21 protein-coding genes are annotated in these 24,827 nt (G+C 68.9%); 9 read left to right on the forward strand and 12 right to left on the reverse strand.

The window, feature by feature from the left end:
* The first annotated feature begins 342 nt into the window (after window positions 1–342).
* The 4 genes from pgaA to pgaD are packed head-to-tail and all read left to right on the forward strand — an operon-like array spanning window position 343 to window position 6,062.
* Window positions 343–2,370: a poly-beta-1,6 N-acetyl-D-glucosamine export porin PgaA gene (gene pgaA, locus L3V18_RS03360; RefSeq protein WP_237053173.1), complete on the forward strand. Its 2,028-nt coding sequence runs from the start codon at window positions 343–345 to the stop codon at window positions 2,368–2,370.
* A 16-nt stretch (window positions 2,371–2,386) separates the two neighbouring features.
* A complete protein-coding gene (gene pgaB, locus L3V18_RS03365) occupies window positions 2,387–4,285 on the forward strand; it encodes a poly-beta-1,6-N-acetyl-D-glucosamine N-deacetylase PgaB (RefSeq protein ID WP_237053174.1) in 1,899 nt (632 codons plus the stop codon).
* An 8-nt stretch (window positions 4,286–4,293) separates the two neighbouring features.
* Window positions 4,294–5,541, forward strand: a complete 1,248-nt coding sequence (gene pgaC, locus L3V18_RS03370) for a poly-beta-1,6-N-acetyl-D-glucosamine synthase (protein ID WP_237053175.1) — start codon at window positions 4,294–4,296, stop codon at window positions 5,539–5,541.
* Window positions 5,538–6,062, forward strand: a complete 525-nt coding sequence (pgaD, locus tag L3V18_RS03375; protein ID WP_237053176.1) for a poly-beta-1,6-N-acetyl-D-glucosamine biosynthesis protein PgaD — start codon at window positions 5,538–5,540, stop codon at window positions 6,060–6,062. Before pgaC ends, pgaD begins: the two co-directional genes overlap by 4 nt.
* On the opposite strand, the gene L3V18_RS03380 is transcribed toward pgaD, so the two are convergent.
* The 10 genes from L3V18_RS03380 to L3V18_RS03425 form a co-directional block, all read right to left on the reverse strand.
* Window positions 6,035–7,306, reverse strand: coding sequence for a glutamate-5-semialdehyde dehydrogenase (locus L3V18_RS03380; protein ID WP_237053177.1), 1,272 nt, complete (start codon window positions 7,304–7,306; stop codon window positions 6,035–6,037). The genes pgaD and L3V18_RS03380 overlap by 28 nt on opposite strands.
* Window positions 7,303–8,487 carry a glutamate 5-kinase gene (proB, locus tag L3V18_RS03385; RefSeq protein WP_237053178.1) on the reverse strand — a complete coding sequence of 395 codons (1,185 nt, stop codon included), beginning with the start codon at window positions 8,485–8,487 and terminating at the stop codon, window positions 7,303–7,305. The genes L3V18_RS03380 and proB overlap by 4 nt, the downstream gene beginning before the upstream one ends.
* A 156-nt stretch (window positions 8,488–8,643) precedes the next feature.
* The gene (gene argH / locus L3V18_RS03390; RefSeq protein WP_237053179.1) at window positions 8,644–9,939 is read right to left on the reverse strand and encodes an argininosuccinate lyase; all 1,296 of its coding nucleotides are present in this window, start codon (window positions 9,937–9,939) and stop codon (window positions 8,644–8,646) included.
* 135 nt (window positions 9,940–10,074) lie between these two features.
* On the reverse strand, window positions 10,075–11,034 hold the full coding sequence (gene argC, locus L3V18_RS03395; protein ID WP_237053180.1) for an N-acetyl-gamma-glutamyl-phosphate reductase: 960 nt from the start codon (window positions 11,032–11,034) through the stop codon (window positions 10,075–10,077).
* A 1-nt stretch (window position 11,035) separates the two neighbouring features.
* Entirely contained in the window at window positions 11,036–11,659 is a 624-nt protein-coding gene (locus tag L3V18_RS03400; protein ID WP_237053181.1) for a GNAT family N-acetyltransferase, read from the reverse strand.
* Complete coding sequence (locus tag L3V18_RS03405; RefSeq protein WP_237053703.1) at window positions 11,656–12,996, reverse strand: acetylglutamate kinase; 1,341 nt, start codon at window positions 12,994–12,996, stop codon at window positions 11,656–11,658. Before L3V18_RS03405 ends, L3V18_RS03400 begins: the two co-directional genes overlap by 4 nt.
* Before the next feature lie 38 nt (window positions 12,997–13,034).
* Window positions 13,035–14,147: an acetylornithine deacetylase gene (locus tag L3V18_RS03410; protein WP_237053182.1), complete on the reverse strand. Its 1,113-nt coding sequence runs from the start codon at window positions 14,145–14,147 to the stop codon at window positions 13,035–13,037.
* An 11-nt stretch (window positions 14,148–14,158) separates the two neighbouring features.
* Entirely contained in the window at window positions 14,159–15,361 is a 1,203-nt protein-coding gene (locus L3V18_RS03415) for an argininosuccinate synthase (protein WP_237053183.1), read from the reverse strand.
* Between the two features lie 61 nt (window positions 15,362–15,422).
* A complete protein-coding gene (locus L3V18_RS03420) occupies window positions 15,423–16,427 on the reverse strand; it encodes an N-acetylornithine carbamoyltransferase (protein ID WP_237053184.1) in 1,005 nt (334 codons plus the stop codon).
* A gap of 319 nt (window positions 16,428–16,746) precedes the next feature.
* A complete protein-coding gene (locus L3V18_RS03425) occupies window positions 16,747–17,229 on the reverse strand; it encodes a hypothetical protein (protein ID WP_237053185.1) in 483 nt (160 codons plus the stop codon).
* 468 nt (window positions 17,230–17,697) lie between these two features.
* On the opposite strand from L3V18_RS03425, the gene cysS reads away from it, so the two are divergent.
* Complete coding sequence (gene cysS, locus L3V18_RS03430; RefSeq protein ID WP_237053186.1) at window positions 17,698–19,071, forward strand: cysteine--tRNA ligase; 1,374 nt, start codon at window positions 17,698–17,700, stop codon at window positions 19,069–19,071.
* A gap of 170 nt (window positions 19,072–19,241) precedes the next feature.
* Window positions 19,242–19,694: a SufE family protein gene (locus L3V18_RS03435; RefSeq protein WP_237053187.1), complete on the forward strand. Its 453-nt coding sequence runs from the start codon at window positions 19,242–19,244 to the stop codon at window positions 19,692–19,694.
* Window positions 19,695–19,870: 176 nt separating this feature from the next.
* On the opposite strand, the gene dksA is transcribed toward L3V18_RS03435, so the two are convergent.
* Window positions 19,871–20,887 carry an RNA polymerase-binding protein DksA gene (gene dksA / locus L3V18_RS03440; RefSeq protein ID WP_237053188.1) on the reverse strand — a complete coding sequence of 339 codons (1,017 nt, stop codon included), beginning with the start codon at window positions 20,885–20,887 and terminating at the stop codon, window positions 19,871–19,873.
* 97 nt (window positions 20,888–20,984) lie between these two features.
* Here dksA and yidD point away from each other — a divergent pair, with 97 nt between their 5' ends.
* The 3 genes from yidD to L3V18_RS03455 are packed head-to-tail and all read left to right on the forward strand — an operon-like array spanning window position 20,985 to window position 23,523.
* Window positions 20,985–21,281, forward strand: coding sequence for a membrane protein insertion efficiency factor YidD (yidD, locus tag L3V18_RS03445; protein ID WP_237053704.1), 297 nt, complete (start codon window positions 20,985–20,987; stop codon window positions 21,279–21,281).
* The gene (locus L3V18_RS03450; protein WP_237053189.1) at window positions 21,257–22,612 is read left to right on the forward strand and encodes a dihydroorotase; all 1,356 of its coding nucleotides are present in this window, start codon (window positions 21,257–21,259) and stop codon (window positions 22,610–22,612) included. Before yidD ends, L3V18_RS03450 begins: the two co-directional genes overlap by 25 nt.
* A gap of 32 nt (window positions 22,613–22,644) precedes the next feature.
* Window positions 22,645–23,523 carry a M23 family metallopeptidase gene (locus L3V18_RS03455; RefSeq protein ID WP_425493457.1) on the forward strand — a complete coding sequence of 293 codons (879 nt, stop codon included), beginning with the start codon at window positions 22,645–22,647 and terminating at the stop codon, window positions 23,521–23,523.
* Window positions 23,524–23,795: 272 nt separating this feature from the next.
* Here L3V18_RS03455 and L3V18_RS03460 read toward each other — a convergent pair whose 3' ends face one another.
* Window positions 23,796–24,758 (reverse strand): hypothetical protein, encoded by a 963-nt coding sequence (locus L3V18_RS03460; protein WP_237053190.1) that lies wholly within the window; start codon window positions 24,756–24,758, stop codon window positions 23,796–23,798.
* Window positions 24,759–24,827 lie beyond the last annotated feature (69 nt).

Here is a 24,827-nt window from a genome sequence, read left to right on the forward strand (position 1 = left end):
TCAGTTCCCCCATGGGGCTCATCGGCCGCCAGCCGGCTCGATGGACAGTCGCCCCGCTCCCGCCCCGCGCAGCCCGAATGTCGGGATTCCGCCGCCTTCCGGGTTGGCGGAAGTCCCATGGAGGCCGTTTCCTCCCGACACCGATCGCGGCCGGAGAGCCATTGCAACAGCGCCCGTGCGACTCGCGGGAGCCTCCGAGCGGGCGGCAGGGTGTGGGGGAAAGCTTCGGCGCCGCCTCCACTGGAACGCGCCCCGCGGCAGCGTGGCACGCATTTTGCTTGTCTTTTACATAAATTTGTGACGAATCTCACATTCGAATATCCACTCCATCACGGACCGATCATGCATTCGAAGCAGCATCTCGCCGTCGCCCTGGCGCTGGCATTGGGCATGACGCCCGGCGTCGGCATCGCAGCAAACCATGAGACGGCGATCGTCGAGATCGAACATCTGCGCGGCGAACACCGGTGGCTCGACGCACTGGCCGCGATCGAACGAGCCCGGGCCGACGCTCCCGATGACCCCGCCCTGTACCGGTTGCAGGTGCTGACCCTGCTCGATCTCGGCAGCAGCCACCAGGCGTGGGCGCATTACCGGGTCCGCCCGGAACTGTTCGACAGGAGCGAGGCCGAACGGCTCGAAGGCGCGCGGCTGGCCCGGCTGGTCACCTGGGGCGGTCTGTACGCCGAATCCGAGCAGGCGAGGACGCAGAACCTGGCCCTGGCCGAGCAGGCCCTGCAGGACCGCCGGGCATCTTCGGCCGTTTCCGATCTGCGAACGCGGTTCGACGAAATCGTGCTGCTCAACCGTCTCGAGCGCCATGACGAAGTCGTCGCCCGCTACCGTACGCTGCAGGCCGAGCAGGTCGAACTGCCCCCCTATGCGCTGGCGCGGGTCGCCGAATCCCTGCTCGCCGAACGCCACCCCGCCGAAGCGATCCCGCTGTTCCAGCAGGTCGGCCACGAGATGCCGGAAGACTGGGACGCCCACCTGCTGCTGGGCTACGCCTATTCGGAAAGCGAGGATTTCGACGCCGCCTATGACCACCTGCAGGCGCTCAAGGCCGCCGAACCGGCGTGGCTGCGTGCGCCCGGGGCACGTCGGGATCACGCCAATCCCCGCCACTTCGATGCCGACCGCAACCTCGCGCTGTTGCACCTGTACGGGCAGGACACGGCCGGTGCGCAGCAACGCCTGGAGGCCCTGGCCGCGATCGGCCCCAACAACGCCGGGCTGCAGAGCGCGGTCGGCGAGGTCTACCGCACGCGTGGCTGGAGCGAGCGGGCGCTGGAACGCTTCCAGATGGCCGCCACCCTTGAACCGGAACACGTCGGCGCCGCGATCGGCCAGATCGGCAGCCTGCTCGATCTGGATCGCGTCGATCTGGCACGTCCGCTGCACGACCGCCTGCTGGCCGAGCATCCGCGCGACGTCCAGGTACGGCAGATGGCCCGGGACTGGGACAACCGGATGGGCTGGCAGTGGCAACTGGAAGCCACCAGCGGGCGCAGCGACGGCGACGATGGCGGCGGGAGCGCCTCGCCCCTCGGCAACCGCGACGGCAGTTACCGGGTCGCGGTACAGAGCCCGCTGCTGAACGACCGCTGGCGCATCACCGCCGAAACCCGCGACGCCTGGGCCGATTTCCAGGGCGCGCGCGTGCACGACCACCGCAGTGGCCTTGGCCTGTCCCACGCCTTTGGCCGGCTGACCGCCAATGCCGGCGTCGACCGGGCGCACGACGGCTGGACGGACCAGGGCACCGGCTACTACCTGAATGCGGACTGGCGTCTGGGCGACACCTGGCGGATCGGCGCCGGATGGCGGCACAACACGCCGGATGGCTCGTTGCAGGCGCGCCGTTCAGGCATCACGGCCGATGAGCTGAGTCTTCACGCCAGCTGGGCCCCCTCCGACCACGGCCGCGTGGATGCCGGACTGCAGCAGCTCCGCTACGAGGACGGCAACCGGCGGGAGACGCTCTTTGTTGACGCTGAGCGTCGCCTTTTGACGCGCCCCCACCTGCTGCTCGACGGGCTCGCCGGCGGCCATGCCGGCCGCGGCAGCCTCGACGATGCCCCCTACTTCAACCCCCGCCGCGACCGTTCGCTGCGGATCGGCGCCCGGCTGGATCACATCGCCTGGCGCCATTACGACCGTCACTTCCGCCAGCGCTTCACCGCCAGCGCGGGGCCGTACTGGCAGGAAGGCCATGGCAGCGCCTGGGTGCCGCAACTGCGCTACGAACACGAATGGCGCTTCGGTACCGGGCGCCTGCTGCAGTACGGGGTGAACTGGTCGCGGCCGGTCTACGACGGCGTGCGCGAAGAGCACCTCGGCTTCGACCTCGCGTTCCGCTGGGGGGAATGACATGGACCGCACCGACATGAACCGCATTCCTGCCTTCGTACTGTCGATTCTCGTTCTGCTCGCCGCAGCGCTGGCGCCGGGACGGGCCGATGCCGGCGAGCCCGGCCGGGGCGACCTGCTCGTGATCAGCTATCACGACATCCGCGACGACGTCGCCCGCAAGGGCGACCCGGACCTGTACGCGGTCGGCACCCAGAACTTCGCCGCACACCTGGACTGGCTGGCCGGCCATGGCTACCAGCCGGTCGCGCTCGCCGACGTGATCGCCGCTGCGAACGGGGAACGGCCGCTGCCGGACAAGGCGGTCCTGCTGACCTTCGACGACGGCCTGCGCAGCGTCTATACCCACGCCTTTCCGCTGCTGCGCGCGTATGGCTATCCGGCGCTGGTCGCGGTGGTGACCGACTGGGTCGACATGCCGGCGGGGCGCCAGATCGACTACGGCCCGCGGATGTTCTCGCGCGACGATTTCCTGACCTGGACGCAACTGCGCGAGATGCAGGCCAGCGGCCTGGTCGAGGTCGCTTCGCACAGCCACGACATGCACCACGGGGTGAATTCCAATCCGCAAGGCAATTCGACCCCGGCCGCCGTCACCCGCATCTACGATCCGGCAGCGAAGCGCTACGAGAGCGAGGCCGAGTACCTGGCACGCGTGCGCGACGACCTGGCCACCAGCGCGAGTTTGATCGAGCGCGAGCTCGGCCGCGCGCCACGCGCGATGGTCTGGCCCTATGCCGCGTACAACAGCCAGGTCAATGCCATCGCCGACACGCTCGGAATGAAGGTGACCTTCGACCTGGAGGGTCGCAACCAGCCGATCGTGCCGGGCATGCACGGCGACGGGCTGCACGGCCTCGCACGCCTGCTGCTGTTCGACAATCCCGGCATCGACGACCTCGCCTACGAGCTGCGTCACGACGAATCCCTGGAAGGCATGCGTGCGTTGCAGGTCGACCTCGATTACGTGTACGACGCCGACCCCGCCCAGATGGAGCGCAACCTCGACGCGCTGGTCGAGCGGGTCAAGCAGATCGGTCCCAGCCACGTATTCCTGCAGGCCTTCGCCGACCCCGACGGAAACGGGTCCGCCGATGCGCTTTACTTCCCCAACCGGCACCTGCCGATGCGTGCGGATCTGTTCAACCGGGTCGCGTGGCAGTTGCGCACCCGCGCCGGCGTGCAGGTGTTCGCTTGGCTGCCGGTGCTCGGCTACGAGCTGCCGGACGCGTCGCTGCGTCGGTCGCTGGCGATCGACGGCAGCAATCCGGCCGAGACGTTCCGCCTCGACCTCTTCCAACCGGAGACCCGTCGCATCATCTCCGGGATCTACGAGGACCTGGCCGCCAGCGGATACTTCGAGGGTCTGCTGTTCCACGACGATGCGCTGCTGCGCGACGACGAGCTGGTCGGTACCGCCCCCTCCGATCCGGCCGCGCGTACGCAGGCGCTGATCGACTTCACCCTCGAACTGCGCGACGCCGCCGGCAAGTGGCGTCCGAAGCTGCAGTCGGTACGCAACCTGTTCGCCGCGCCGGTGCTGCAGCCCGAAAGCGAAGCATGGTTCGCGCAGCGGCTCGACGCGTTCAACGCCGCCTACGACTACACCGCGGTGATGGCGATGCCGTGGATGGAGGGCAGCAGCCGGCCGCAGGCGTGGCTGGACCGGCTGATGGACGAGGTCCGGCGGCACCCGCGCGCACTGGAACGCACCGTGTTCGAACTGCAGACGGTGGACTGGAACACCGGCGAACCGATCCCGGCGGATCTGCTGAAGGCCCAGGTCAGGCGCCTGCAGGCCCGCGGCGCGCGCCACCTGGCCTGGTATCCGGACAACTTCATCGACGACGTACCGCCGATGTCCGATGCGCGCGAGGCGATCTCGGCGCGCTCCTTCCCCTACCTGGAACCCTGAGGCACGGCATGGAAAGCATTCCCTTCTGGCTGTTCGGCTTCGCGTTCTACTACCCGATCGTGATGTCGTTCTTCTGGATGTCCGGCGGGCTGTACTACTACCTGCGCCGCGAACGGCAGGTGCCGCCGCGCACCAGCCCGCCGCCGATGCCGGAAATGCCGATGGTCTCGATCCTGATCCCCTGCTTCAACGAGGGTGAGCAGGTCGACGAAACGATCGCGGCCGCGCTCGCACAGCACTACCCGGACTTCGAGGTGATCGCGATCAACGACGGCAGCAGCGACGACACCGCGGAGAAGCTCGACCGGCTCGCCGGGCGTCACGAACGCCTGCGGGTGGTCCATCTGGACCGCAACATGGGCAAGGCCAACGCCCTGCGCATGGGCGCGCTCGCGGCACGCTCGGAGTATCTGGTCTGCATCGACGGCGACGCCCTGCTCGACGAATACGCGACCCACTGGATGGTCTGGCACCTGACCTCCGGTCCGCGCGTGGGCGCGGTCACCGGCAACCCACGCATCCGCAATCGCTCGACCCTGCTGGGCAGGATGCAGGTCGGCGAGTTCTCCTCGATCATCGGGATGATCAAACGCGCGCAGCGCGTGTACGGCCGGCTGTTCACCGTGTCCGGAGTGATCAGCGCCTTCCGCCGCACCGCGCTGCATCGGATCGGCTATTGGTCCGACAACATGGTCACCGAGGACATCGACATCAGCTGGCGCCTGCAGATGGACCACTGGGACATCCGCTACGAGCCCAACGCGTTGTGCTTCATCCTGATGCCGGAAACGCTGAAGGGCCTGTGGCGCCAGCGCCTGCGCTGGGCGCAGGGCGGCGTCGAGGTCATGCTTCAGCACAGCCGGGATCTCCTGTCGTGGCGCAAGCGGCGCATGTGGGCGGTGTTGGGCGAGTACCTGCTCAGCGTGGCCTGGGCCTACACGATGCTGCTGATCATCGTGCTGTGGGCGCTGGGCAAGTTCATCGCGCTGCCACCCGCACTGCACATCGAGACGCTGCTGCCGCAGTGGCACGGGGTGATCCTGGCGCTGGTCTGTCTGCTGCAGTTCGCGACCAGCATCATCATCGACCGGCGCTACGAGGCGCGGGTCGGCCGCAACTACTACTGGATGATCTGGTACCCGATGGCCTATTGGCTGGTCGGCATGCTGACCACCGTGGTGGCCTTGCCCAAGGGCATCCTCAAGCGTCGCAACACCCGGGCGGTATGGGTCAGCCCGGACAGGGGAATACGATGAAACACGATTCGCTGCTGATCGAGCGCCCCACCGCGCGCCCGCTGGCCGTCCGTACCGCCTGGGGCGTGGTCACCGCGATCTGCTGGGGCCTGTATGCCTATCTCTGGCTGCCGTTGCTGACCCTGATCCTGTGGCTGTTCGGCGTGCATACCGCCGTCACCGAGCTGTACCTGCGCAACAACCAGGTGGAGCCGTTCATGCTGATCGTGCTGCCGCTGGTCGCTCTGGGGGTTGCGGCGCTGCTGACCGGCTGGGCCGAGCTCAACCGGGCGCGCTTCCGCAACCGCGAGCGCCGCTCGGCGACGCCCGATGCGACCGCAGCCGAAGTGGCCGACACACTGGGTGCGACTCCGGTCGTCGCCAGCGCACTGCGCAGCGGGAAGATCACCGTGGTCAGCATGGACGACAAGGCCCGGCCACTCGCTGCTGCGCACCGGCATCCACCATCCGGCAAAGCGGAACCGGCACCGCGAGCGGCGGCGGCGCCCCTGGATCAGGACGCGGTACGCGACTGCCGATGACGGACCTGGCCCTGGCCACGCACCACGAAACGCTCGATCGTCAGCGACTCCGCACCCATCGGGCCATAGGCATGCAGACGGGTGGTCGAGATGCCGATCTCGGCACCGAGGCCGAGCTCGCCGCCGTCGTTGAAGCGTGAGGAGGCATTGACCATCACCGCGGCACTGCGGGTGCCGCGGATGAAGGCCTCGGCCGCCGCGGGATCGGCGGTCGCGATCACTTCGGTGTGGTCGGAACCGTATCTGCCGACATGGGCCAGCGCGTCGTCGATGTCGTCGACGACCCGCACCGCGAGGATCAGGTCGAGGAACTCGGCCGCGTAGTCGGCTTCGTCGGCGGCGACCGCCTGCGGGCACAGCGCCCGCGTCCGTTCGCAGCCGCGCACCTCGACACCGCGCCGGATCAGCGCTCCGACCGCTGCCGGCAGGAACCTGGCGGCCACGTCCGCATGCACCAGCAGCGTCTCCAGCGCGTTGCAGACGCCCGGACGCGAGGCCTTGCCGTCGACCAGCAGGTCGCGGGCCAGATCCAGGTCGGCGGCCGCGTCGACGTACAGATGGCAGACGCCCTTGTAGTGCTTGACGACCGGCACCCGCGCATGTTCGGCGACGAAGCGGATCAGTCCCTCGCCGCCGCGCGGAATCGCCAGGTCGACCAGGTCGCTGAGCTGCAGCAGCTCGAGCACGTGCTCACGGGCCGGGTCGGTGAGCAGCGACACCGCGGCTTCCGGCAACCCCTCCTCGCGCAGCGCGGCATGCAGGCAGGCGGCGATCGCGGCATTGCTCGAGCGTGCCTCCGAACCGCCGCGCAGCAGCACCGCATTGCCGGCCTTCAGGCACAGCGCGGCCGCATCCGCGGTCACGTTCGGCCGCGACTCGTAGATCATTGCGATCAATCCCAGCGGCACCCGCTGGCGCTCGATCACCAGGCCGTTGGGCCGGACCTCGCGACGGGTGACCGCGCCGACCGGGTCCGGCTGCGCGGCCAGCTCGCGCAGCGCCTGCGCGATCGCGGCCAGGCGGACGCCGTCCAGGCGCAACCGGTCCAGCATCGCCGTCGACAGGCCGGCCTTCTCGCCGCGGGCCGTGTCGTCGGCGTTGGCGGCGAGCACCTGCTCCCGATCGCGCTCGATCCGTTCGGCCATGCGCTCGATCAGCCGCTGTCGCCGCTGCGGCGACAATGCCGCGATCGCCGGCTGTGCGGCCCGCGCCGCCTCGGCCAGGGCGCGTACGTGACCATTCATGCGTCGTTCTCCTGTCCGGGCTGGCGATGCCGCGATTCGTGCAGCGCCGGCTCCCGACGCGGCCCCAGCAGTACCAGATCGTCGCGATGGACCACCGATTCTCCATAGCGGAACCCCAGCATCGATTCGATGTCGTGGCTGCGCCGGCGCGCGATGCGGCGGATTTCGTCCGCCGCATACTGGGCCAGCCCGCGGCCCAGCGCCAGCTGGTCGGATTCGGCGACGATCTCGACGACGTCGCCACGACGGAAGTCACCGATCACCCGCACCACTCCTCCCGGCAACAGCGACGCGCCGCGCACCTGCAGCGCATCGGCGGCGCCCTGATCGACGAACAGCGCGCCCGCGCCAGGTGCGTGGCGCAGCCATTGCTTGCGTGCGCGCAGGCGATCGCCCCCGGCACTCACCAGCGTGCCGCACAGGCGGTCCTCGCAAAGCGCGGTGACGACGTCCGGGTCGCGTCCGCAGAACAGCGCGGTGGCAATGCCGGCGGTGGCCGCCTTCGCCGCCGCCTCCAGCTTGGTTCGCATGCCGCCGGTGCCGAGCGCCCCTGCGTCGCCGCCGGCCATGGCGACCAGTTCGTCGGTGACGCGTTCGACGCGTGTGATCGGCCGCGCCGCCGGCTCGCGCTGCGGATGGGCGCTGTACAGCCCACCGATGTCGGTCGCGATCAGCAGCAGGTCGGCATCGACGAGCGACGCGACCGCCGCGGCGAGATTGTCGTTGTCGCCGAGCTTGAGTTCGTCCACCGCTACGGTGTCGTTCTCGTTGACGACCGGCAGCGCACGTAGACGCAGCAGCTCGCGCAGGGTCGCGCGGGCGTTGAGATAACGGCGGCGGTTGCGCAGGTCGTCGTGGCTGAGCAGCACCTGCGCGACCGGCAGGCCGACCAGCCGCTGCCAGAACCCGATCAACGAGGCCTGTCCCAGTGCGGCCATCGCCTGCTTCGGTACCAGACCGCTGCCGGAGGCATCGACCCGCCCGCGGCCGGCCGCGACCGCGCCGGACGAGACCAGCACGACCTCCCGTCCCTGTGCGGACGCGGCATCGATGAAGCCCGCCAGCGCCTTCGCGTGGGTGGGGTCGAGACCGGACTCGCCGGCCACCAGGCTGCTGCCTACCTTGAGCACCGCACGGCGCCAGGGGGGCAGGGGTTGCGATGTGAAGTCGGATGCGTTCATCGGCTGGTGATCTGGGAGCGGCAGGGAGCGCGTGGTGTCGGCGGACATCCGGACCGGATGCCTTCCTCACCGCGTCCCCGGCCGCACCGGCCCGGATGGCAGTCGCCCCAGTCTGGATAACGTCGGCCGGGGCGGCGATGACGAAGCGTCATGCCGTCATTCCTCGGCCAGCGCATCCAGCCGCTGCCGCAAGGCCTCCAGGCGCAGGTCGGCTGCCGCGCCCGGCGAGACCCGCGCATCGAGGCTCGCCTGCGGATCGCCCTGCGCCCAGCGCTGCGGATCGGCGGCCTGCCGGTAGGCCTCGCGGAACGGCAGGCCTTGCCGCGCCATTTCGACCGCCAGGTCGGTTGCGTACATCGACGGCTCCAGTGCCGCACGCATCCGGTCCTCGCGCCACTCCAGGTTGCGCAGCAGGTCCGGCAGCAGTTCCAGCGCCATCAGCCCGCGGCCGAACGCATGGAAGATCGCGCCCTTGGAGAACTGCAGGTCGCGGTGATAGCCGGACGGCAGCGACAACAGTTGTTCGATCTCGGTCCGCGCGGCCGCCGCAGCCGAATAGCTGGCGCGCATCAACTCGATCACGTCGGGATTGCGCTTGTTGGGCATGATCGAGCTGCCGGTGGTGTATTGCGAAGGCAGCTCGATGAAGCCGTACTCGGAACTGGTGAACAGGCTCAGGTCCCAGGCCAGCCGGCGCAGGTCGAGCAGTGCCGAGCCCAGGGCCTCGATCGCAGCCATCTCGAACTTGCCGCGCGACAGCTGGGCGTAGGTCGCCGACAGCTGCATGCGGCCGAAACCCAGCGCCGCGGTGGTGTGCTCGCGGTCCAGCGGCAGGTTGACGCCGTAGCCGGCCGCGCTGCCCAGCGGATTGGCGTCGAGCCAGTCGCGGGTCTGCGCGGCCCGCCACGCGTTGTCGATGAAGCCCTCCGCCCAGGCGGCCCACCACATGCCCAGCGAAGACACCACCGCACGTTGCAGATGGGTGTAACCGGGCAACGGTACCGCACGCTCGGCATCGGCACGGGCCAGCGCGACTTCGGCGATCTCGCGCGAGATCGCGGCGACGCATTCGAGGCGGTCGCGAAGCCACAGCCGGGTCGCGACCAGCACCTGGTCGTTGCGGCTGCGGCCGGTATGGATCTTCTTGCCGGTATCGCCCAGCCGCTCGACCAGGCGTGCCTCGATCGCCGAGTGACCGTCCTCGTACCGCTCGTCGAGCACGAAGCGACCGGCGCGGAAGTCCTGCGCCAGCTCGGCGAGCCCGCGCCGGAGCGACTCGAGTTCGTCTTCGTCGAGGATGCCGATCGCCTCCAGCCCTTCGGCATGCGCACGGCTGGCCTCGATGTCGAACAGGAAGAACTCGCGGTCGAGGATCACGTCCTCGCCGGCGAGGAACTGCTGGATGCGCGCGTCGACCTTGACGCCCGGCTTCTGCCAAAGCAACTGACTCATGTACCCACCTGTCTACTTGCGCCTGCTGGTCCATCGGACCGCGAATCGACGCGGACATGCGCGGACGAAGCAACACCCCGATACAAGTCCGGCATTGCCTTGTCCGTGTTCATCGCGCAATCCGCGGCATGAGAGTCAAACCGGTATGCCCGCCCACTCGTCGTATCCAAAGGCGAGATTGAGGTTCTGCAGCGCCTGGGTCGCCGCGCCCTTGAGCAGGTTGTCCTCGGTCGCGACCGCGACCAGCCGGCACCGGTCCGGCGACAGCGTGAAGCCGCCGATCTCGACATGGTGGCGGCCGGCGATGCGGCTGACCCACGGCGCCTCGTCGACGACCCGGACCAACGGCTCGCCGGCGTAGCGGTCGCGATAGCGCGCGGCCACTTCTTCGAGCTCCAGCGCCCGCGTCAACGGCATGTTGGCGGTGATCGTCAGGCCACGGAAATGCGGCGCGACGTGCGGCAGGAACTGCACTTCGTGCCCGAGCTGCGCGCTCACCTCGCGCTCGTGCACATGGCCGGTCAATGCGTACGGCATCAGGTTGTCGCGCAGCTTTGCGGTGTCGTTCTTGTCCGACGGGGTGGTGCCGGCTCCCGAGTAGCCGGACACGCCGAAGCACTGCGCCGGCCCGGCCATCACGTCGAGCATCGGCGCCAGAACCAGCTGCATCGCGGTCGCATAGCAGCCTGGATTGCTGATCCGGCGCTGACCGGCGTAACGGTTGCGGGTCAGCTCGGGAAGGCCGTAGTACCAGTCCGGATCGAAGCGGTAGTCGGCGGACAGATCGACGATGACCGGATCGGCTGCGGTACCCCGGGCGACCGCCGCGTCGAAAGCGTCCACGCACAGCCCGGCCTTGCCGTTGGGCAGCGCCAGCACCACCGCATCGGCGCCGAGCGACGGCAGCGCCTCATGCGACGGCGCGCTGTAACGCAACGCGCCACGATACGCGTCGATGTGGTCGGACACGCGCTGGCCGTCGAGCTCGCGCGACGAGACATAGCCCAGCTCGAAGCCGGGATGGCCGGCGATCAGCCGGATCAGTTCGGCGCCGACATGACCGCGCGCGCCGACGATGCCCACGGTGGCGGTCATCTCAGGATTCTCCGGGCCGGGTTCCGCGCCCCAGCCGATGCAAAAGGTTGCGCTTCACCGCCGGCCATTCCGATTGGATGATCGAGAACACCACGGTATCGCGGAAGCTGCCATCCGGCAGCCGCTGATGGTTGCGCAGCACGCCATCCTGCTTCGCGCCGAGGCGGGCGATCGCGGCGCGCGAGCGATGATTGAACCAGTGGGTGCGGAATTCCACGGCGATGCAGCCGCGCGCCTCGAACGCATGCGACAGCATCAGCAGCTTGGTCTCGGTGTTCACCGCAGTCCGTTGCGCGGACGCGGCATACCAGGTGTACCCGATCTCGGCGCGCGGAGCGGCCAGGTCGAGTCCGAAGAAGCTGGTCTGTCCCAGCACCTCGCCATCGGAACGCCTGACCACGACCATCGGCATCGCCTCGCCGCGGGCCTGGCGGTCGAGGAAAGCATCGACATGCGCTGCCATCGCCTCCGGTCGCGGCACGCTGGTGAACCACAGCTCCCACAATCGTCCATCCGCACAGGCACGGGCCAACCCTTCGGCATGACCGGCCCGCATCGGCTCCAGCCGCACGCCCTCGCCCTCCAGCGCGACCGGCGTCCAATGCGCGGCAGTGCAGCCGTTCATTCGGCGCCGCCCTGCACGACGGACTCGTGCAACGTGACCGTCCGGCTGGCGCAGTGCTCGACGCAGCGGGCGATCGCATCGAAGCCTTCCATGCCATACCAGAACACCCGCCATTTCTCCTGGCGCAGGCAGCCGTCCGACTCGGCGAAATAGAACGGATTGACCGGATTGCCGTTGCGCGAACGCCAGAACAGACCCGGATTCTGCTCGCGCATCACCTGCCAGACCGCGCGGCCGAGCCCCTCGCCCTGGGCGTCGTCGAGCACCGCGAACTTGTCCAGGTACACGCCGGCCTCCTCGCGGGTGAGGATCACCGCGGCACGGTAGTTCTCGCTGACGTAGGCCTTGTGCAGGCGGGTGTCGTCGAAATAGCTCCCGACCAGCTGGCGGCCGAACGCCGACTCGATCAGCGTGCGCAGCCGCGACAGGTCGAGCTCGTCCCAGCGCGTGACTTCCAGCACCCGCTCGCCGCGCCGTACCAGGGTGCCCGAGCCCTTGTGGGTGAACAGTTCCTTGGCCAGCTCGGACGGCTTGGTGATCGACACCGACGAGGTCAGCGGCAGCGTGTCGAGCAGCGCCTTGATCTGCTCGATCTTGACCTTCATGCCGCCATTGACCCAGGGCTGCTGGATCAGGTGTTCGTATTCGGTGGTCAGGTTGATCGAGTCGATCACCTTGCCGCGCTCATCGAGCAGCCCGCCGGTGCCGGTCAGGAACACGATCTTGTACGGCTGCAGCACCTGCACCAGTTCGTTGGCGGCGAAGTCGGCGTTGACGTTGAGGATCTGTCCGCCGGCGGTCTCGCCGAGACTGGCGATCACCGGTATCGAGCCGGCCTTCAGGCTGGCCTCGATCGGCGCCAGCTCGACCCGTCCGACCTGGCCGACGAGGCCGTAGGTGTCGCGGTCGATGTACTCGGCCTCGAACACGCCCGAGACGATCGATGTCGCGCGCGCGTCGAATGCCTGCAGCGCCTCGACAAGCTTCAGGTTCTGCGCATGGAACACGCGGCGCACGATCGCCAGCGCCTCCGGCGAGGTCACCCGCAGGCCGTTGACGGTCCGCTTCTCGATGCCGGCCGCGGTCAGCTCCTGATCGAGCTGCGGGCCGGCGCCATGGATGACGATCGGAGTCAGGCCGACGTCCTGCAGGAACGCCAGCGACGAGGTCAGGGCGTCGAGATCGTCGCGCAGCACCGCGCCGCCGACCTTGACCACGGCGAAACGCTTGGCGTCCAGCTGCGAGAAGCGCTTCAGATATTGGCTGATCTCCTTCGCGCTGGCCATGCTCGACAGCAGCCGCACGATGGTCTGCCGGGTCTGGATGTCGTGCGCCATGTCGCGACTGGGTTCGCGGGTATCGTTCATCGCGATGTTCACGCCTGCGCCCCCGTGTCGAGAATGCGGACGATGGAGTCGGTATAGCGCTGCAACTGGGCCAGCTCCACCCATTCGTCGGCGGTATGGGCCTGGGCGATGTCGCCGGGGCCGTAGACGAAGGCGGTCAGGCCGGCGGCCGAGAACAGCGAGGCTTCGGTCCAGAAGTCGACCGCGTTGCCGATCGGCAGGCCGAGCTCGTCGGCGAGATCGCGCGCCTCCAGCCGCCTGCGTTCGGCATCGGCGACGTCGCCGCCCGGCAGCGACGGACCGCGGAAGGTTTCCTGGTAGCTCTCCAGCGCCGCCTCGTCGGCGAACCCGCGCAGGGCCTCGTGCAGCGCATCGATCGACATCGACGGCAATGGCCGGAATCCGAAGCGCAGCTCCGCGCTGGGGGCGATCATGTTGGCCTTGATCCCACCCTCGACCCGGCCGATGTTGAAGCGCAGCCCGGTCAGTCCGCCGAAGCGCTGGTGCGCCTGCGCCTCGACGTGATCGAGCGCGCGTCCACCCCAGCGGATCGCCTGGTGCAACGCACTGGCGTGCATCGCGTTGGCCCCGGACGCATGCCCGGCGACGCCGCGGAACTTCATCAGCACCGAGCTGATGCCGCGGTGCGCCAGCACCGCCTCGCAGCGGGTCGGCTCGGCGATGATCGCCTCGCTGAAGCCATGGTCGCCGGCGAGCACGTTCCGCTCCAGGAAAGCGGCGATGCAGCGGGCATCGTTGGCCTCCTCGTCGGTACTGAACAGGAACGCGGCGTCGCCGGCGGTCACCGACGCCGCGGTCAGCAGGCCGGCAGCCGCGCCCTTGATGTCGCAGGCGCCCAGGCCGATCACCCGCTCGCCGTCGATCCGCAGCTTCAACGGATCGGCCGACCACGCCTCCGAAGACGGTACGGTGTCGAGATGGACGTTGAACACGCGACGGGGATCGCCGCGCACGGCCAGCATCGACACCGCGCCGGCGCCGTGGTCGGTCACCCGGACGTCGAAGCCTCCGAGGTGTTCGCGCAGGTAGTCGAAGATTCCGCCGGTGCCGATCCGCCGCGGCGGATTGCGGGTGTCGAACGACACCAGCGCTTCGAGGTGCTTGAGGGTCTTGGACAGCACGTCGGGTTCCCTCAGCCCTTGCCGCCGCGGTTGATCTCCGCCCACAGCGTGCTGCTCATGCCGAACAGCTTGATGAAACCTTCCGCCTCGGCCACGCCCCAGTCCGCGGCCTGCGCGTAGGTCGCGCCCTTGGCGTTGAGGATGTGCGCCGACTCGACCGCGACCGCGTCGACCGTGCCGCCGCTGGTCTCCAGCGTGACCTCGCCATTGACGGTCGACTGGCTCGACGCCAGGAACGCCTCCAGGTCGGTCTTCAGCGGATCATGGAAGAAGCCTTCGTAGACCAGCTCGACCCACTTGCGCGCGACGTCGGGCTTGAAGCGGTTCTGCTGCTTGCTCAGCACCGCTTCCTCCAGCGCGCGGTGCGCGGCCAGCAGCGCGGACAGGCCCGGCGCCTCGTAGACGATGCGGCCCTTGAGGCCGATCGTGGTGTCGCCGGTGTACAGGCCGCGGCCGACGCCATAGCGCGCGAACAGGCCGTTGAGCTTCGCCAGCATGACGTGGCCGGGGATCTTCTCGCCGTCGAGCGCGACCGCCTCGCCGTTCTCGAAGCGGATCTTCACCCGCAACGGCTCGGCCGGCCACTCGGCACGTGGCCGGCACCAGCCGCGCGCGCCCTCGCCCGGGGCCTGCCAGCGGTCGATCTCGCCGCCGGACAGGGTCACGCCGAGCAGGTTCTCGTTGATCGTGTAGGCCTTCTGCCTGGCACGGACGCCGAAGCCCCGATCCTCCAGATAGCGCTGCTCGTACGCGCGGACTTCGGTGTGCTCCTTCTGGATTTCGCGGATCGGGGCGACGATCTCGTAGTCGCCCAGCGCCTTGACCGCTAGATCGAAACGCACCTGGTCGTTGCCCATGCCGGTGCAACCGTGCGCGATCGCCTTCGTCCCCAGCTCGGCGGCGCGCTCGAGCGCGGCCTCGACGATCAGGTAGCGGTCGGACACCAGCAACGGATACTGGCCCTGATAGCCCTCGCCGGCCCACACGAACGGCTTGACGAAACCCGACCAGATCGCCGGACCGCCGTCGACGGTCCGATGCGAGCTCACGCCCAGTTCGACGGCGCGCTTCTCGATGAAGTCGCGCTCCTCGGCATCGACGCCGCCGGTGTCCGCGAAGACGGTATGGACGCTCCAGCCGCGCTCCTGCAGGTAGGGTACGCAGAAGCTGGTGTCGAGGCCGCCGGAGAAGGCGAGAACGATGTCGTTGCTCATGAGATGGGGGTTCCGGAAAAAAGTCGTGGTAAGCGATGGGAGTACGGAAAAGTCGGCCGGATCACGCGCCGACCAGCGCGGCCATGACCGCCTTCTGCACATGCAGACGATTCTCGGCCTCTTCGATCGCGATGCAGTTGGGCGAATCCATCACCGCGTCGGTGGCCTTGACGTTGCGGCGCAACGGCAGACAGTGCGAGAACACGCCGTTGTTGGTCAGCGCCATCTTGGCCTCGTCGACGATGAAGTGCCGGTACCGGTCGCGGATCGGCTTTTCCGGGCCCCAGTTGCCGAAGTACGGCAGCGCGCCCCAGCTCTTGGCGTAGACCACGTCGGCGCCGGCATAGGCGCTCTCGATGTCGTGGCTGACTGTCAGCGAGCCGCCGTTCTCGGCGACGTTCCGCTCGGCCCAGCCCATGTAGCGCTCGTCGAGGACGTAGTCGCTGGTCGGACACAGCAGGGTCACGTCCATGCCCATGCGGGTGGCGATGGTCAGTGCCGAATTGGCGACGGCGGTATTGAGCGGCTTCGGGTGGTAGGTCCAGGTGAGGACGTACTTCTTCCCACGCAGGTCGCTGCTGCCGAAGTGTTCCTGCAGCGCCAGCGCGTGCGCCAGTTCCTGGCAGGGGTGGGTGATCGTCTCCATGTTGATCACCGGCACCGGCGAGTATTTCGCGAAGCTCTTCAGCACGACGTCCTCGCGGTCATGCGCCCAGTCGACGAACTTCGGGAACGCGCGCACGCCGATCAGGTCGACATAGCGGCCCAGCACCCGCGCGACCTCGGCGATGTGCTCCTCGGTGTCGCCGTCCATCACCGTGCCGAGGTCGAACTCGATCGGCCACGCGTCCTTGCCCGGCTGCAGGACCACCGCGTGGCCGCCGAGCTGGAACGCCCCCAGCTCGAAGCTGGTGCGCGTGCGCATCGAAGGGTTGAAGAACACCAGGGCGATCGAACGACCCCTGAGCTGGTCGCCCAGCTTGTCACGCTTGAACGCGGCGGCCCGGTGCAGCAGCGCATCGAGTTCGGGACGGGACCAGTCCTGGGTATTCAGGAAATGCTTCATCGCGGATTCCAAGGCGGGGGTACCTGTGGCGGTACCGGGAGAGGATTGCCGGGCCCCGAAAGCAGAAAAGCCCAGCGGCGAGGCTGGGCTTTTCATGTGTCATCCACGTGATGCGGATGCTCCATGGAAACAGGCGATGTCGCCTACCCAGCCGGTCGTGGCGGGTACGGTCGGCGCGCGCGCGAGGTCATGCCCGCCGCCATCCAGGCGGAGGTCAGGATATCGGCGTCGGCATAGGTCGCGTTCATCAGGGGGCGAATGCTCGCATGGCGCGCGCGCAGGCGCAAGCGCGGCGGCCGGCAGGGGGAGGACACCGCCGTCAGCGGTCGTTCGCGACCGGAACCACCGGCGTGATCGAGACCCGGATCCGGAGGCGGTTGCCCGGATCGTCGCGCAGCCGCGAGCGGTACTTCGCCCCCTTGTAGAGATAGTCGACGTCATAGGCGATCGGCCGGTGGAACTCGCGTTCGACCTGCACCGCGCGGCAGTCGATCGCCTCGCTCTCCCCCTCCTCCTCGCGGCCGCCGTTGCGGGTCAGCGCGTCCCGTACCGCTCCGACCATCCGCGAAAGGCGCGAGTCGCTCTCGCTCGGCGGGCGCGGCGACTGGTCGCACTCCTCCTCGGTCCGGGTCGCGGTCAGGGTCTGGTAGACCGGCGTCACCCGCAGCACCTGCGCATAGTCGTAGCGCACGTTCTCCGCCTGCACGACGACGCTGTCCTGTGCCTGCGACTGAACCGCCGGCAGGGCAGCCAGCAGCACGGCAGTCATCAGCAGGCGGGACAACGGGAGGGGTCGGAGCATCTCGCGGGCGCGGTCAGGTTTGTACAGAAATTGTATGGGCAGACCCCGCCGATGGCATGAACCCAAGCTGTCATCTATAAGCTGCCATCGATCCCGCTGCGGGATCCTCATCGCCCGGGGAGGCCATCCCTCCCGACCGATATCGACCGTAGGCCGGACCCGGGTCTTCCACCGGATGCATACCACCACTCGCAACGGGCCGACGCGGGGATGCGGCGTCGCGACCCGGCCGGACCTCGCGCGGGCCTGTGATCGCCGCTTGCGTGATCACCGCTTGCGGCAACTGCCGGGCCAGGCCGGGAGCGCACGTTCGACGGCGGGCAACGCGTTTCCGTCACACGGGCATCCGTCCATGCGAGCATCCCCACCTTCGTGCGGATCCGTCGGCCCCATCGGCTCGAGTACCCCGCGGCCTGCCCAATGGCGCCGGCAGGCCCTAGAATGCCCTCAAATCCTGCTGCGCCTCCCATGAGCCTTCACCTCTACAACAGCCTGACCCGGCGGGTCGAGCCTTTCTCGCCGGCCGATCCGGCGCGCACCACGATGTACGTGTGCGGTCCGACGGTCTACAACTACGTCCATATCGGCAACGCGCGCGGGCCGGTCGTGTTCGGTGTGCTCGCCGATCTGCTGCGCCGGCGCTTCGGCACCCTCGCCTACGCGCGCAACATCACCGACATCGACGACAAGATCAATGCGTCGGCGTCGGAACAGGGCGTGCCGATCTCGGCGATCACCGACCGCTATGCCGCCGCGTACCGCGAGGACATGGCCGCACTCGGCGTTGCCCCGCCGGACCTGGAACCGGCCGCCACCGCTCACATTCCGCAGATCGTCGCGATGATCGAACGGCTGGTCGAGAGCGGCCACGCCTATGCCGCGGACGGCCACGTGCTGTTCGCGGTCGACAGCTTCGACGGCTACGGCAAGCTGTCGCGGCGCGATCCGGACGAGATGCTGGCCGGCGCCCGCATCGAGGTCGCCCCGTACAAGAAGGGCCCCGGCGACTTCGTGCTGTGGAAGCCCTCCAGCGACGATCTGCCGGGCTGGGACTCCCCCTGGGGCCGAGGCCGTCCGGGCTGGCACATCGAATGCTCGGCGATGGCCGCCGCGCACCTGGGCGAGACCATCGACATCCATGCCGGCGGCGTCGACCTGCAGTTCCCGCACCACGAGAACGAGATCGCGCAGAGCGAGTGTGCGCACGGCGGCACGGTCTTCGCCCGCTTCTGGCTGCACAACGGCATGCTCAACTTCGACGGCGCGAAGATGTCGAAGTCGGTCGGCAACATCGCCCGCGTCCACGACCTGGTCCGCGAACACCCGCCCGAGGCGCTGCGCTACGCGCTGCTGTCGGCGCACTACCGCGGCCCGCTGGACTGGTCGGACGCGCTGATCGAACAGAGCGTGCGGACGCTGGATCGGCTGTACGGCACCCTGCGCGATCTCGCCGATGTCGAGGCCGAGGCACGGATCCCGGAAGCGATCGAGACAGCCCTCGACGACGATCTCAACACCCCGCAGGCACTGGCGGAGCTGGCCCGGATCGCCGGCGAGGCGCGCAAGGCAGTGGACGCCGCCGATCGCAAGAGGCTGAAGTCGGAGCTGCTCGGCGCCGGTCTCGCGCTGGGCCTGCTGCAGCAGGATCCGGCTGCATGGTTCGCGCGCGGCGCCTCCGGCGAGGACGACGCCCGCATCCAGGCGCTGGTCGACGAGCGCGTCGCCGCCAAGCAGGCGCGCGACTTCGCCCGCGCCGACGCCATCCGCGACCGGCTCGCCGCCGAGGGCATCGTGCTGGAGGACACCCCGCAGGGCGTGCGCTGGGTCAGGAAGCACGCGTAGCGCGCCATCGACGTTGCCCCCTGCCCCATGGGAGCGGCGATCGTTGCGTCGGCAATGCCTCATCGCGGCATACGTCGCTCCTACCGCGTGCGGTTCCCGGCAATGGGCCCTGGCCGCTACACAATCGCCTCATCGGCCGTTGCCGGCGGGGGCGTAGAATCGGATACGTGATGAATGCAGTGACCGCCCCCGTTTCGCCCTTCCCTCTCGAGCCCACGGCCGCCGCCGCGCAGGCGGCCATCCGCGACGAATTCGCCTTCTTCGGCGACTGGGCCGAACGCTACCAGTACCTGATCGACCTCGGCCGCAAGTTGCCGGAGCTGCCCGAGGGGTGGAAGACCGAGGAGCACCGCCTGCACGGCTGCCAGTCGATGGTCTGGATCGTCCCCGAGGGCGATGCCTCGCGGCTGGACTTCCACGCGATCAGCGACTCGGCGATCGTGTCGGGCCTGATCTATCTCGCCCTGCGGGTCTATTCCGGCCGCAGCGCCGCCGAGATCGCCGCGACGGATGCCGACTACATCGCCGACATCGGCCTGGCCAGGCACCTGTCGCCGACCCGCAGCAACGGCCTCGCTTCGCTGCTGGCCTTCATCCGCGCGGAAGCGGCAAAGCACCTGTAGGAGCAACCCCTCGTCCCGGAAAAGCGAAAGGCCTCGCCGAAGCGGGGCCTTTGTTATCCAGCCCCCCAAGCTGGGGGCGATTCGCGCGCAGCGCGAATGGGGGTGTCAGCATGTCCCGAGGCCCAAGATTTGCGCAGCAAACCTTGGGCAAGATTTACAGGCATAGCCTGTAAATCTCAGTCTCCCATCTGCTTCTGCAGATGCTCCCAGCGCTCCTGTGCGTCGATCGTGCGCTCGGCGGTCAGGCGCGCCTCCAGGCGCTCCAGGCCGATCTCCTCGCCGGTGTCGAGGCAGAACCCGTAATCGCCGCTGTCGACCCGCTTGAGCGTGCTGTCGATCTTGCTGATCAGCTTGCGGTAGCGGTCGCGGGTCCGCAGCTCCAGCGAGTTCTCGGTCTCGCGCGTCGCGCGCTCGGCCTCGTCGCCGACGTCGCGGACCTCCTCCTTGAGGTTCTCGATGGTCTGCTTGGATTCCTCGACCAGATCGGCACGCCACTGCAGCAGGCGCTGGCGGAAGTACTCCAGCTGCAGCGGGCTCATGTACTCCTCGTCGGGACCGGGCTTGTAGCCCTCCGGCAGGATCGGGCGGCCGCTGGCCGGGTCGGTCTTGTACGGCACGATCTTGAACTTGCTCTTCGGTGCGGGCGCCGGCGGACGTGCGGCCACTGCGACCGCGACCTTGCCCGCCGAGCGCTTGGCGACGGCCTTGGCGTCGGCCGGGCCATCGGCCTTGGCCGGTGCGGTCCTGGTGGCCGGTCGGGCAGCCGGTTTCTTCACCACGGTGGTGCGGACGGCCGGCTTCGCCGGCGCCGGGGCGGCGGCCTTCCTGGCCACGACCGGCTGGGCAGCCGGTTTGGCAACGGCCTTCTTCGCCGGCGCCTTCTTCGGCGCGGGCTTGGTGGCGGGTTTCTTGGTTGCGGCGGTCTTGCCCGCGGCCTTCGCAGACGCCTTCTTCACCGCAGGCTTCGCGGCCGGCTTCTTGGCAGCGACCTTCTTCGCGGCGGCGGGCTTCTTCACGGCAGGCTTCTTCGCGGCTTTCTTCACGGCGACCTTTTTCACGGGGGACTTTTTCGCCGCCGGCTTGCCGGCCACGGCCTTCTTGGCGGCCTTCTTCGGCGCGGCCTTCCTGGCGGCGGGCTTGGCGACCTTCTTGGCCGGCTTTGCGGCCTTCGCTGATTTCTTCTTCACTGCCACGGGCGACTTGTCCTTCTGGTTCCCTTGTGACGGGAAAGCGCGCTGTTATACCCTGCCACGGCTACCGCGGCAACCGCACGCCCTGCGGGTTTCCGCCATCCTACACGTCGTGATCGATCATCTGCTCATCGCCCTGCTGCGCCTCTACAAACGGTGGATAAGTCCGCTGCTGGGGCCCCGCTGCCGCTTCCACCCCAGCTGCTCGGTGTATGCGATGCAGGCGATCGCGCGATTCGGCGCGCTGAAGGGCAGCTGGCTCGCCGCTCGTCGGCTCGCCCGCTGCCATCCGCTGAACCCGGGCGGGCTCGACCCGGTCCCGCCGGCCCCAGGCCAGCACGCCCTTTCTGAACCGAACCCGGACGCACCCACATGCCATCCCCCGAACAGACGCTGATCGTCAACGCCCGCCTGGTGAACGAAGGCCGCGAGATCGAGGGCGACCTGCGCATCGCCGACGGCCGCATCGTCGAGATCGGCGGCGGACTCGCCTCACACGCCGGCGAGACCGTGATCGATGCCGGCGGCCGGCGCCTGCTGCCGGGCATGATCGACGACCAGGTCCACTTCCGCGAGCCGGGCATGGAATACAAGGCCGACATGGCGACCGAATCCGCCGCGGCGGTCGCCGGCGGCCTGACCAGCTTCATGGACATGCCCAACACCAGCCCGCCGACACTCGACGCCGCCGCACTTGAGGACAAATATCGCCGCGCCGCCGGTCGGGTCTGGGGCAACCACGGCTTCTACATGGGCGCGAGCAACGACAATCTGGAGGCGATCCGTGTGATCGACCCGAAGGCCACGCCCGGGCTGAAGGTGTTCATGGGCGCCTCGACCGGCAACATGCTGGTCGACGACCCGGACACGCTGGATGCGATCTTCCGCGACGTCCCGACCCCGATCATCACCCATTGCGAAGACACCCCGATGATCGAGGCCGAGACCGCCCGCTACAAGGCGAAGTACGGCGACGACATCCCCGCCGCCTGTCATCCCGACATCCGCTCGCGCGAGGCCTGCATCAAGTCGACCCGGCTCGCGCTCGAGCTGGCGCGCCGCCACGGCACCCGCCTGCACGTGCTGCACATCTCCACCGCCGACGAGCTGGCGCTGTTCGAACAGGGACCGCTGATCCGCGCCGACGGAAGCCGCAAGCAGATCACCGCCGAGACCTGCATCCATTTCCTGCGCTTCGACCGCCGCGACTACGAGACGCTCGGCCACCTGATCAAGTGCAATCCCGCGATCAAGGAGCCCTCCGACCGGGAGGCGTTGATCCGCGCGGTGGCCGGCGACGTCATCGACGTGCTCGCGACCGATCATGCGCCGCATACGCTGGAGGAGAAACACAATCCCTACGTGCGCGCGCCCAGCGGCCTGCCGCTGGTGCAGTTCGCGCTGGTCGCGGCGCTGGAGCTGGTCCACGAGGGCCACATGGACACCGCGCAGGTCGTGCAGAAGTTCGCCCATGCCCCGGCCCAGCTGTTCGACGTCGCCGGACGCGGTTTCCTGCGCGAAGGCTATTTCGCCGACCTGGTCCTGATCGACGACACGCCGTTCACCGTGGAGCGCGACCAGGTATTGTCGAAGTGCGGCTGGTCGCCGTTCGAGGGGCGCAGCTTCCGCTCGCGGATCGCGTCCACATGGGTCAACGGCGTCCTGGCCTGGGATGGCGAACGCCTCGTCGGCGGCCCGAACGGCCAACGCCTGACGTTCGCCCGGTGAACGGCGCGTCGATGGTCGCGCGGACCGGCCGGATGTCCGTACTGCTGCTGTTCTGCGCCTGCACCGCTCACCCGCCGCCGGCCGGTGCGACGCCGTCCGCGCAGGCCGACCGGCCGCCGGCCCTGCCCCCCGTCGCCCAGCCCGTCGCCCGGCCTGCCCGGGTCACCTTCCTGCCGACCTCGGTGCCGCAGGGTTCGCTGGTGGTCGGCCTGACCGATCCCGAGGCCCGGGTCGAATATGACGGCCATACGCTGAGGGTCTCGCCACAGGGACGTTTCGTGTTCGGCATCGGCCGGGACGCGACCGGCCCGGCCGTGGTCCGCATCGTCCAGGCCAATGGCCAGGTGCTGGTGCAGCGCATTGCGGTCACCCCGCGCGACTGGCCGGTCGAGCGCGTCAGCGGCGTGCCTCCGAAGACCGTCGACCCGCCGCGGGCGATCGCGGAACGTATCGCCCGCGAACAGGCGGAAGTGACCGATGCACGCCGGCGCGACGATGCGCGCGACGACTTCGCACAGACCTTCGTCTGGCCCGTGCAGGGCCGGATCAGCGGCCGCTTCGGCAATCAGCGGGTCTACAACGGCACGCCGAAGTCGCCGCATTCGGGCATGGACATCGCCGCCGCCAACGGCACCCCGGTCAAGGCCCCTGCCGGCGGCATGGTGACCTATGCGAACCCGGACATGTACCTGACCGGGGGCACGATCCTGATCGACCACGGCCACGGCGTCAGCTCGAACTTCCTGCATCTGTCGCGACTGGACGTGAAGATCGGCGACCGGGTCGAACAGGGCCAGACGATCGGCGCGGTCGGCGCGACCGGCCGTGCGACGGGACCGCATCTGCACTGGGGGATGAACTGGTTCACCACCCGCATCGACCCCCTGTTGCTGGTCGGGCACGGACCGTAACCCGCCCCATCGTTCACCCTTCTCACGCGCGGCGGCGCGTTCGTCATGATCGGTCGCCGCCGCTCCCCCTGGCGCGGTTCACCACCCGCATCGACCCCCTGTTGCTGGTCGGGCACGGACCGTAACCCGCCCCATCGTTCACCCTTCTCACGCGCGGCGGCGCGTTCGTCATGATCGGTCGCCGCTCGCCCGCCTGGCGCGGTTCACCACCGCATCGACCCGTTGCGGACGGCGCTCATACCGACGCTCCTGCGGACGACCTCTCGTGAGGATCAGCCGTGCCAATCCGGCGCCTGCATCAGGCGACCCAGCGGCTGGTGGCTCGGGGTGCGGGCCAGATCGCCGGGGCTGACGCCCTTGGGGTGGGTGGCCGCGAACGGCAGCACCGCCTCCGGCAGACCCTGCAGCGCGGAACGCGCCGCCGATTTGAACTGCGCCGGGACCTGCTCGCCGATGCCCAGGCGGGCCCGCACCTCGCTCGCCAGCGCCTCCAGCTCGGCAGCGGAAACGTCACCGATCCGGCGTTCCAGGTCGGTCGGCGTCGCCGATCCGGCCATGTCCACCTCCGTCTGCAGGAACCGCGCCTTGTGCTGTGGCCTCAGCAGCGACCAGACCTCCTCGATCAGCTTGCGGACGTTGCCGGTGTACGGCAGCGGCGGGTCCGGCGGCGGAGTGACGACGATCTCCGGCGCCAGCCGGCCTTTCGGCCTGGCTGCGTTCTCGGCGAAACAGCGATAGACGAATTCGCTGCAGGTCATCTTGCCCGCGTCGTCGCTGAGCAGGCTGTCGAAGGCGGCCCGCAGCACGCTCCGCAGCCACATCGGCGCGCCCGGGAAGCTCTTGCCTCGCACCGCGACCACGATGCCGATCATCGCCAGCTCGCTGGTGGCATACTGTAGCCCGAGCAGCCCGGTCCCGTGCGCGACCACCTGCGCCCGCTCCTGCTCCGACAGCGGACTGCGGTCGTAGGCGACCGGCCGGAACGCATCGACGAGGTACACCGGGCTGCCTTCGGCCAGTCGCGGGGCCAAGGGGACCGACATGATGCCGTGGGTAATCGACTCGTACAGCCGGCCATCGTCGGCCATCACCGCGGAGTGGCTGTACACGCTGTCGCTGGCCCAGGCGATCAGCGTCGACAGCTCGCTGCGTCCCCGCATCAGCAACACGTCGCCCGGCTGGACCACGTCCGCCGCCACCGTCTGGATCGGCCGCACCACCGAATGCTCGTTCATCACTTGCCTCCCCCCTGAAGGCGATTGTTGGAAATCGGCCGCTCCCTCACCCGGAAGCGGCGGCAGCCG

Origin of the sequence: Marilutibacter chinensis (genome assembly GCF_021725675.1) — a bacterium.
Lineage (GTDB): Bacteria > Pseudomonadota > Gammaproteobacteria > Xanthomonadales > Xanthomonadaceae > Marilutibacter > Marilutibacter chinensis.

Bases quoted from the DNA above. Each gene is read 5' to 3' on its own strand.
- L3V18_RS03425 (WP_237053185.1), bottom strand. From the start codon at position 17,229: ATGCTCCGACCCCTCCCGTTGTCCCGCCTGCTGATGACTGCCGTGCTG.
- L3V18_RS03435 (WP_237053187.1), top strand. From the start codon at position 19,242: ATGAATGCAGTGACCGCCCCCGTTTCGCCCTTCCCTCTCGAGCCCACG.
- pgaD (WP_237053176.1), top strand. From the start codon at position 5,538: ATGAAACACGATTCGCTGCTGATCGAGCGCCCCACCGCGCGCCCGCTG.
- L3V18_RS03460 (WP_237053190.1), bottom strand. From the start codon at position 24,758: ATGAACGAGCATTCGGTGGTGCGGCCGATCCAGACGGTGGCGGCGGAC.
- argC (WP_237053180.1), bottom strand. From the start codon at position 11,034: ATGACCGCCACCGTGGGCATCGTCGGCGCGCGCGGTCATGTCGGCGCC.
- L3V18_RS03450 (WP_237053189.1), top strand. From the start codon at position 21,257: ATGCCATCCCCCGAACAGACGCTGATCGTCAACGCCCGCCTGGTGAAC.
- pgaA (WP_237053173.1), top strand. From the start codon at position 343: ATGCATTCGAAGCAGCATCTCGCCGTCGCCCTGGCGCTGGCATTGGGC.
- cysS (WP_237053186.1), top strand. From the start codon at position 17,698: ATGAGCCTTCACCTCTACAACAGCCTGACCCGGCGGGTCGAGCCTTTC.
- pgaC (WP_237053175.1), top strand. From the start codon at position 4,294: ATGGAAAGCATTCCCTTCTGGCTGTTCGGCTTCGCGTTCTACTACCCG.
- L3V18_RS03420 (WP_237053184.1), bottom strand. From the start codon at position 16,427: ATGAAGCATTTCCTGAATACCCAGGACTGGTCCCGTCCCGAACTCGAT.
- L3V18_RS03380 (WP_237053177.1), bottom strand. From the start codon at position 7,306: ATGAATGGTCACGTACGCGCCCTGGCCGAGGCGGCGCGGGCCGCACAG.
- argH (WP_237053179.1), bottom strand. From the start codon at position 9,939: ATGAGTCAGTTGCTTTGGCAGAAGCCGGGCGTCAAGGTCGACGCGCGC.
- proB (WP_237053178.1), bottom strand. From the start codon at position 8,487: ATGAACGCATCCGACTTCACATCGCAACCCCTGCCCCCCTGGCGCCGT.
- L3V18_RS03405 (WP_237053703.1), bottom strand. From the start codon at position 12,996: ATGGCGCACGACATCCAGACCCGGCAGACCATCGTGCGGCTGCTGTCG.
- pgaB (WP_237053174.1), top strand. From the start codon at position 2,387: ATGAACCGCATTCCTGCCTTCGTACTGTCGATTCTCGTTCTGCTCGCC.
- L3V18_RS03400 (WP_237053181.1), bottom strand. From the start codon at position 11,659: ATGAACGGCTGCACTGCCGCGCATTGGACGCCGGTCGCGCTGGAGGGC.
- L3V18_RS03415 (WP_237053183.1), bottom strand. From the start codon at position 15,361: ATGAGCAACGACATCGTTCTCGCCTTCTCCGGCGGCCTCGACACCAGC.
- L3V18_RS03455 (WP_425493457.1), top strand. From the start codon at position 22,645: ATGTCCGTACTGCTGCTGTTCTGCGCCTGCACCGCTCACCCGCCGCCG.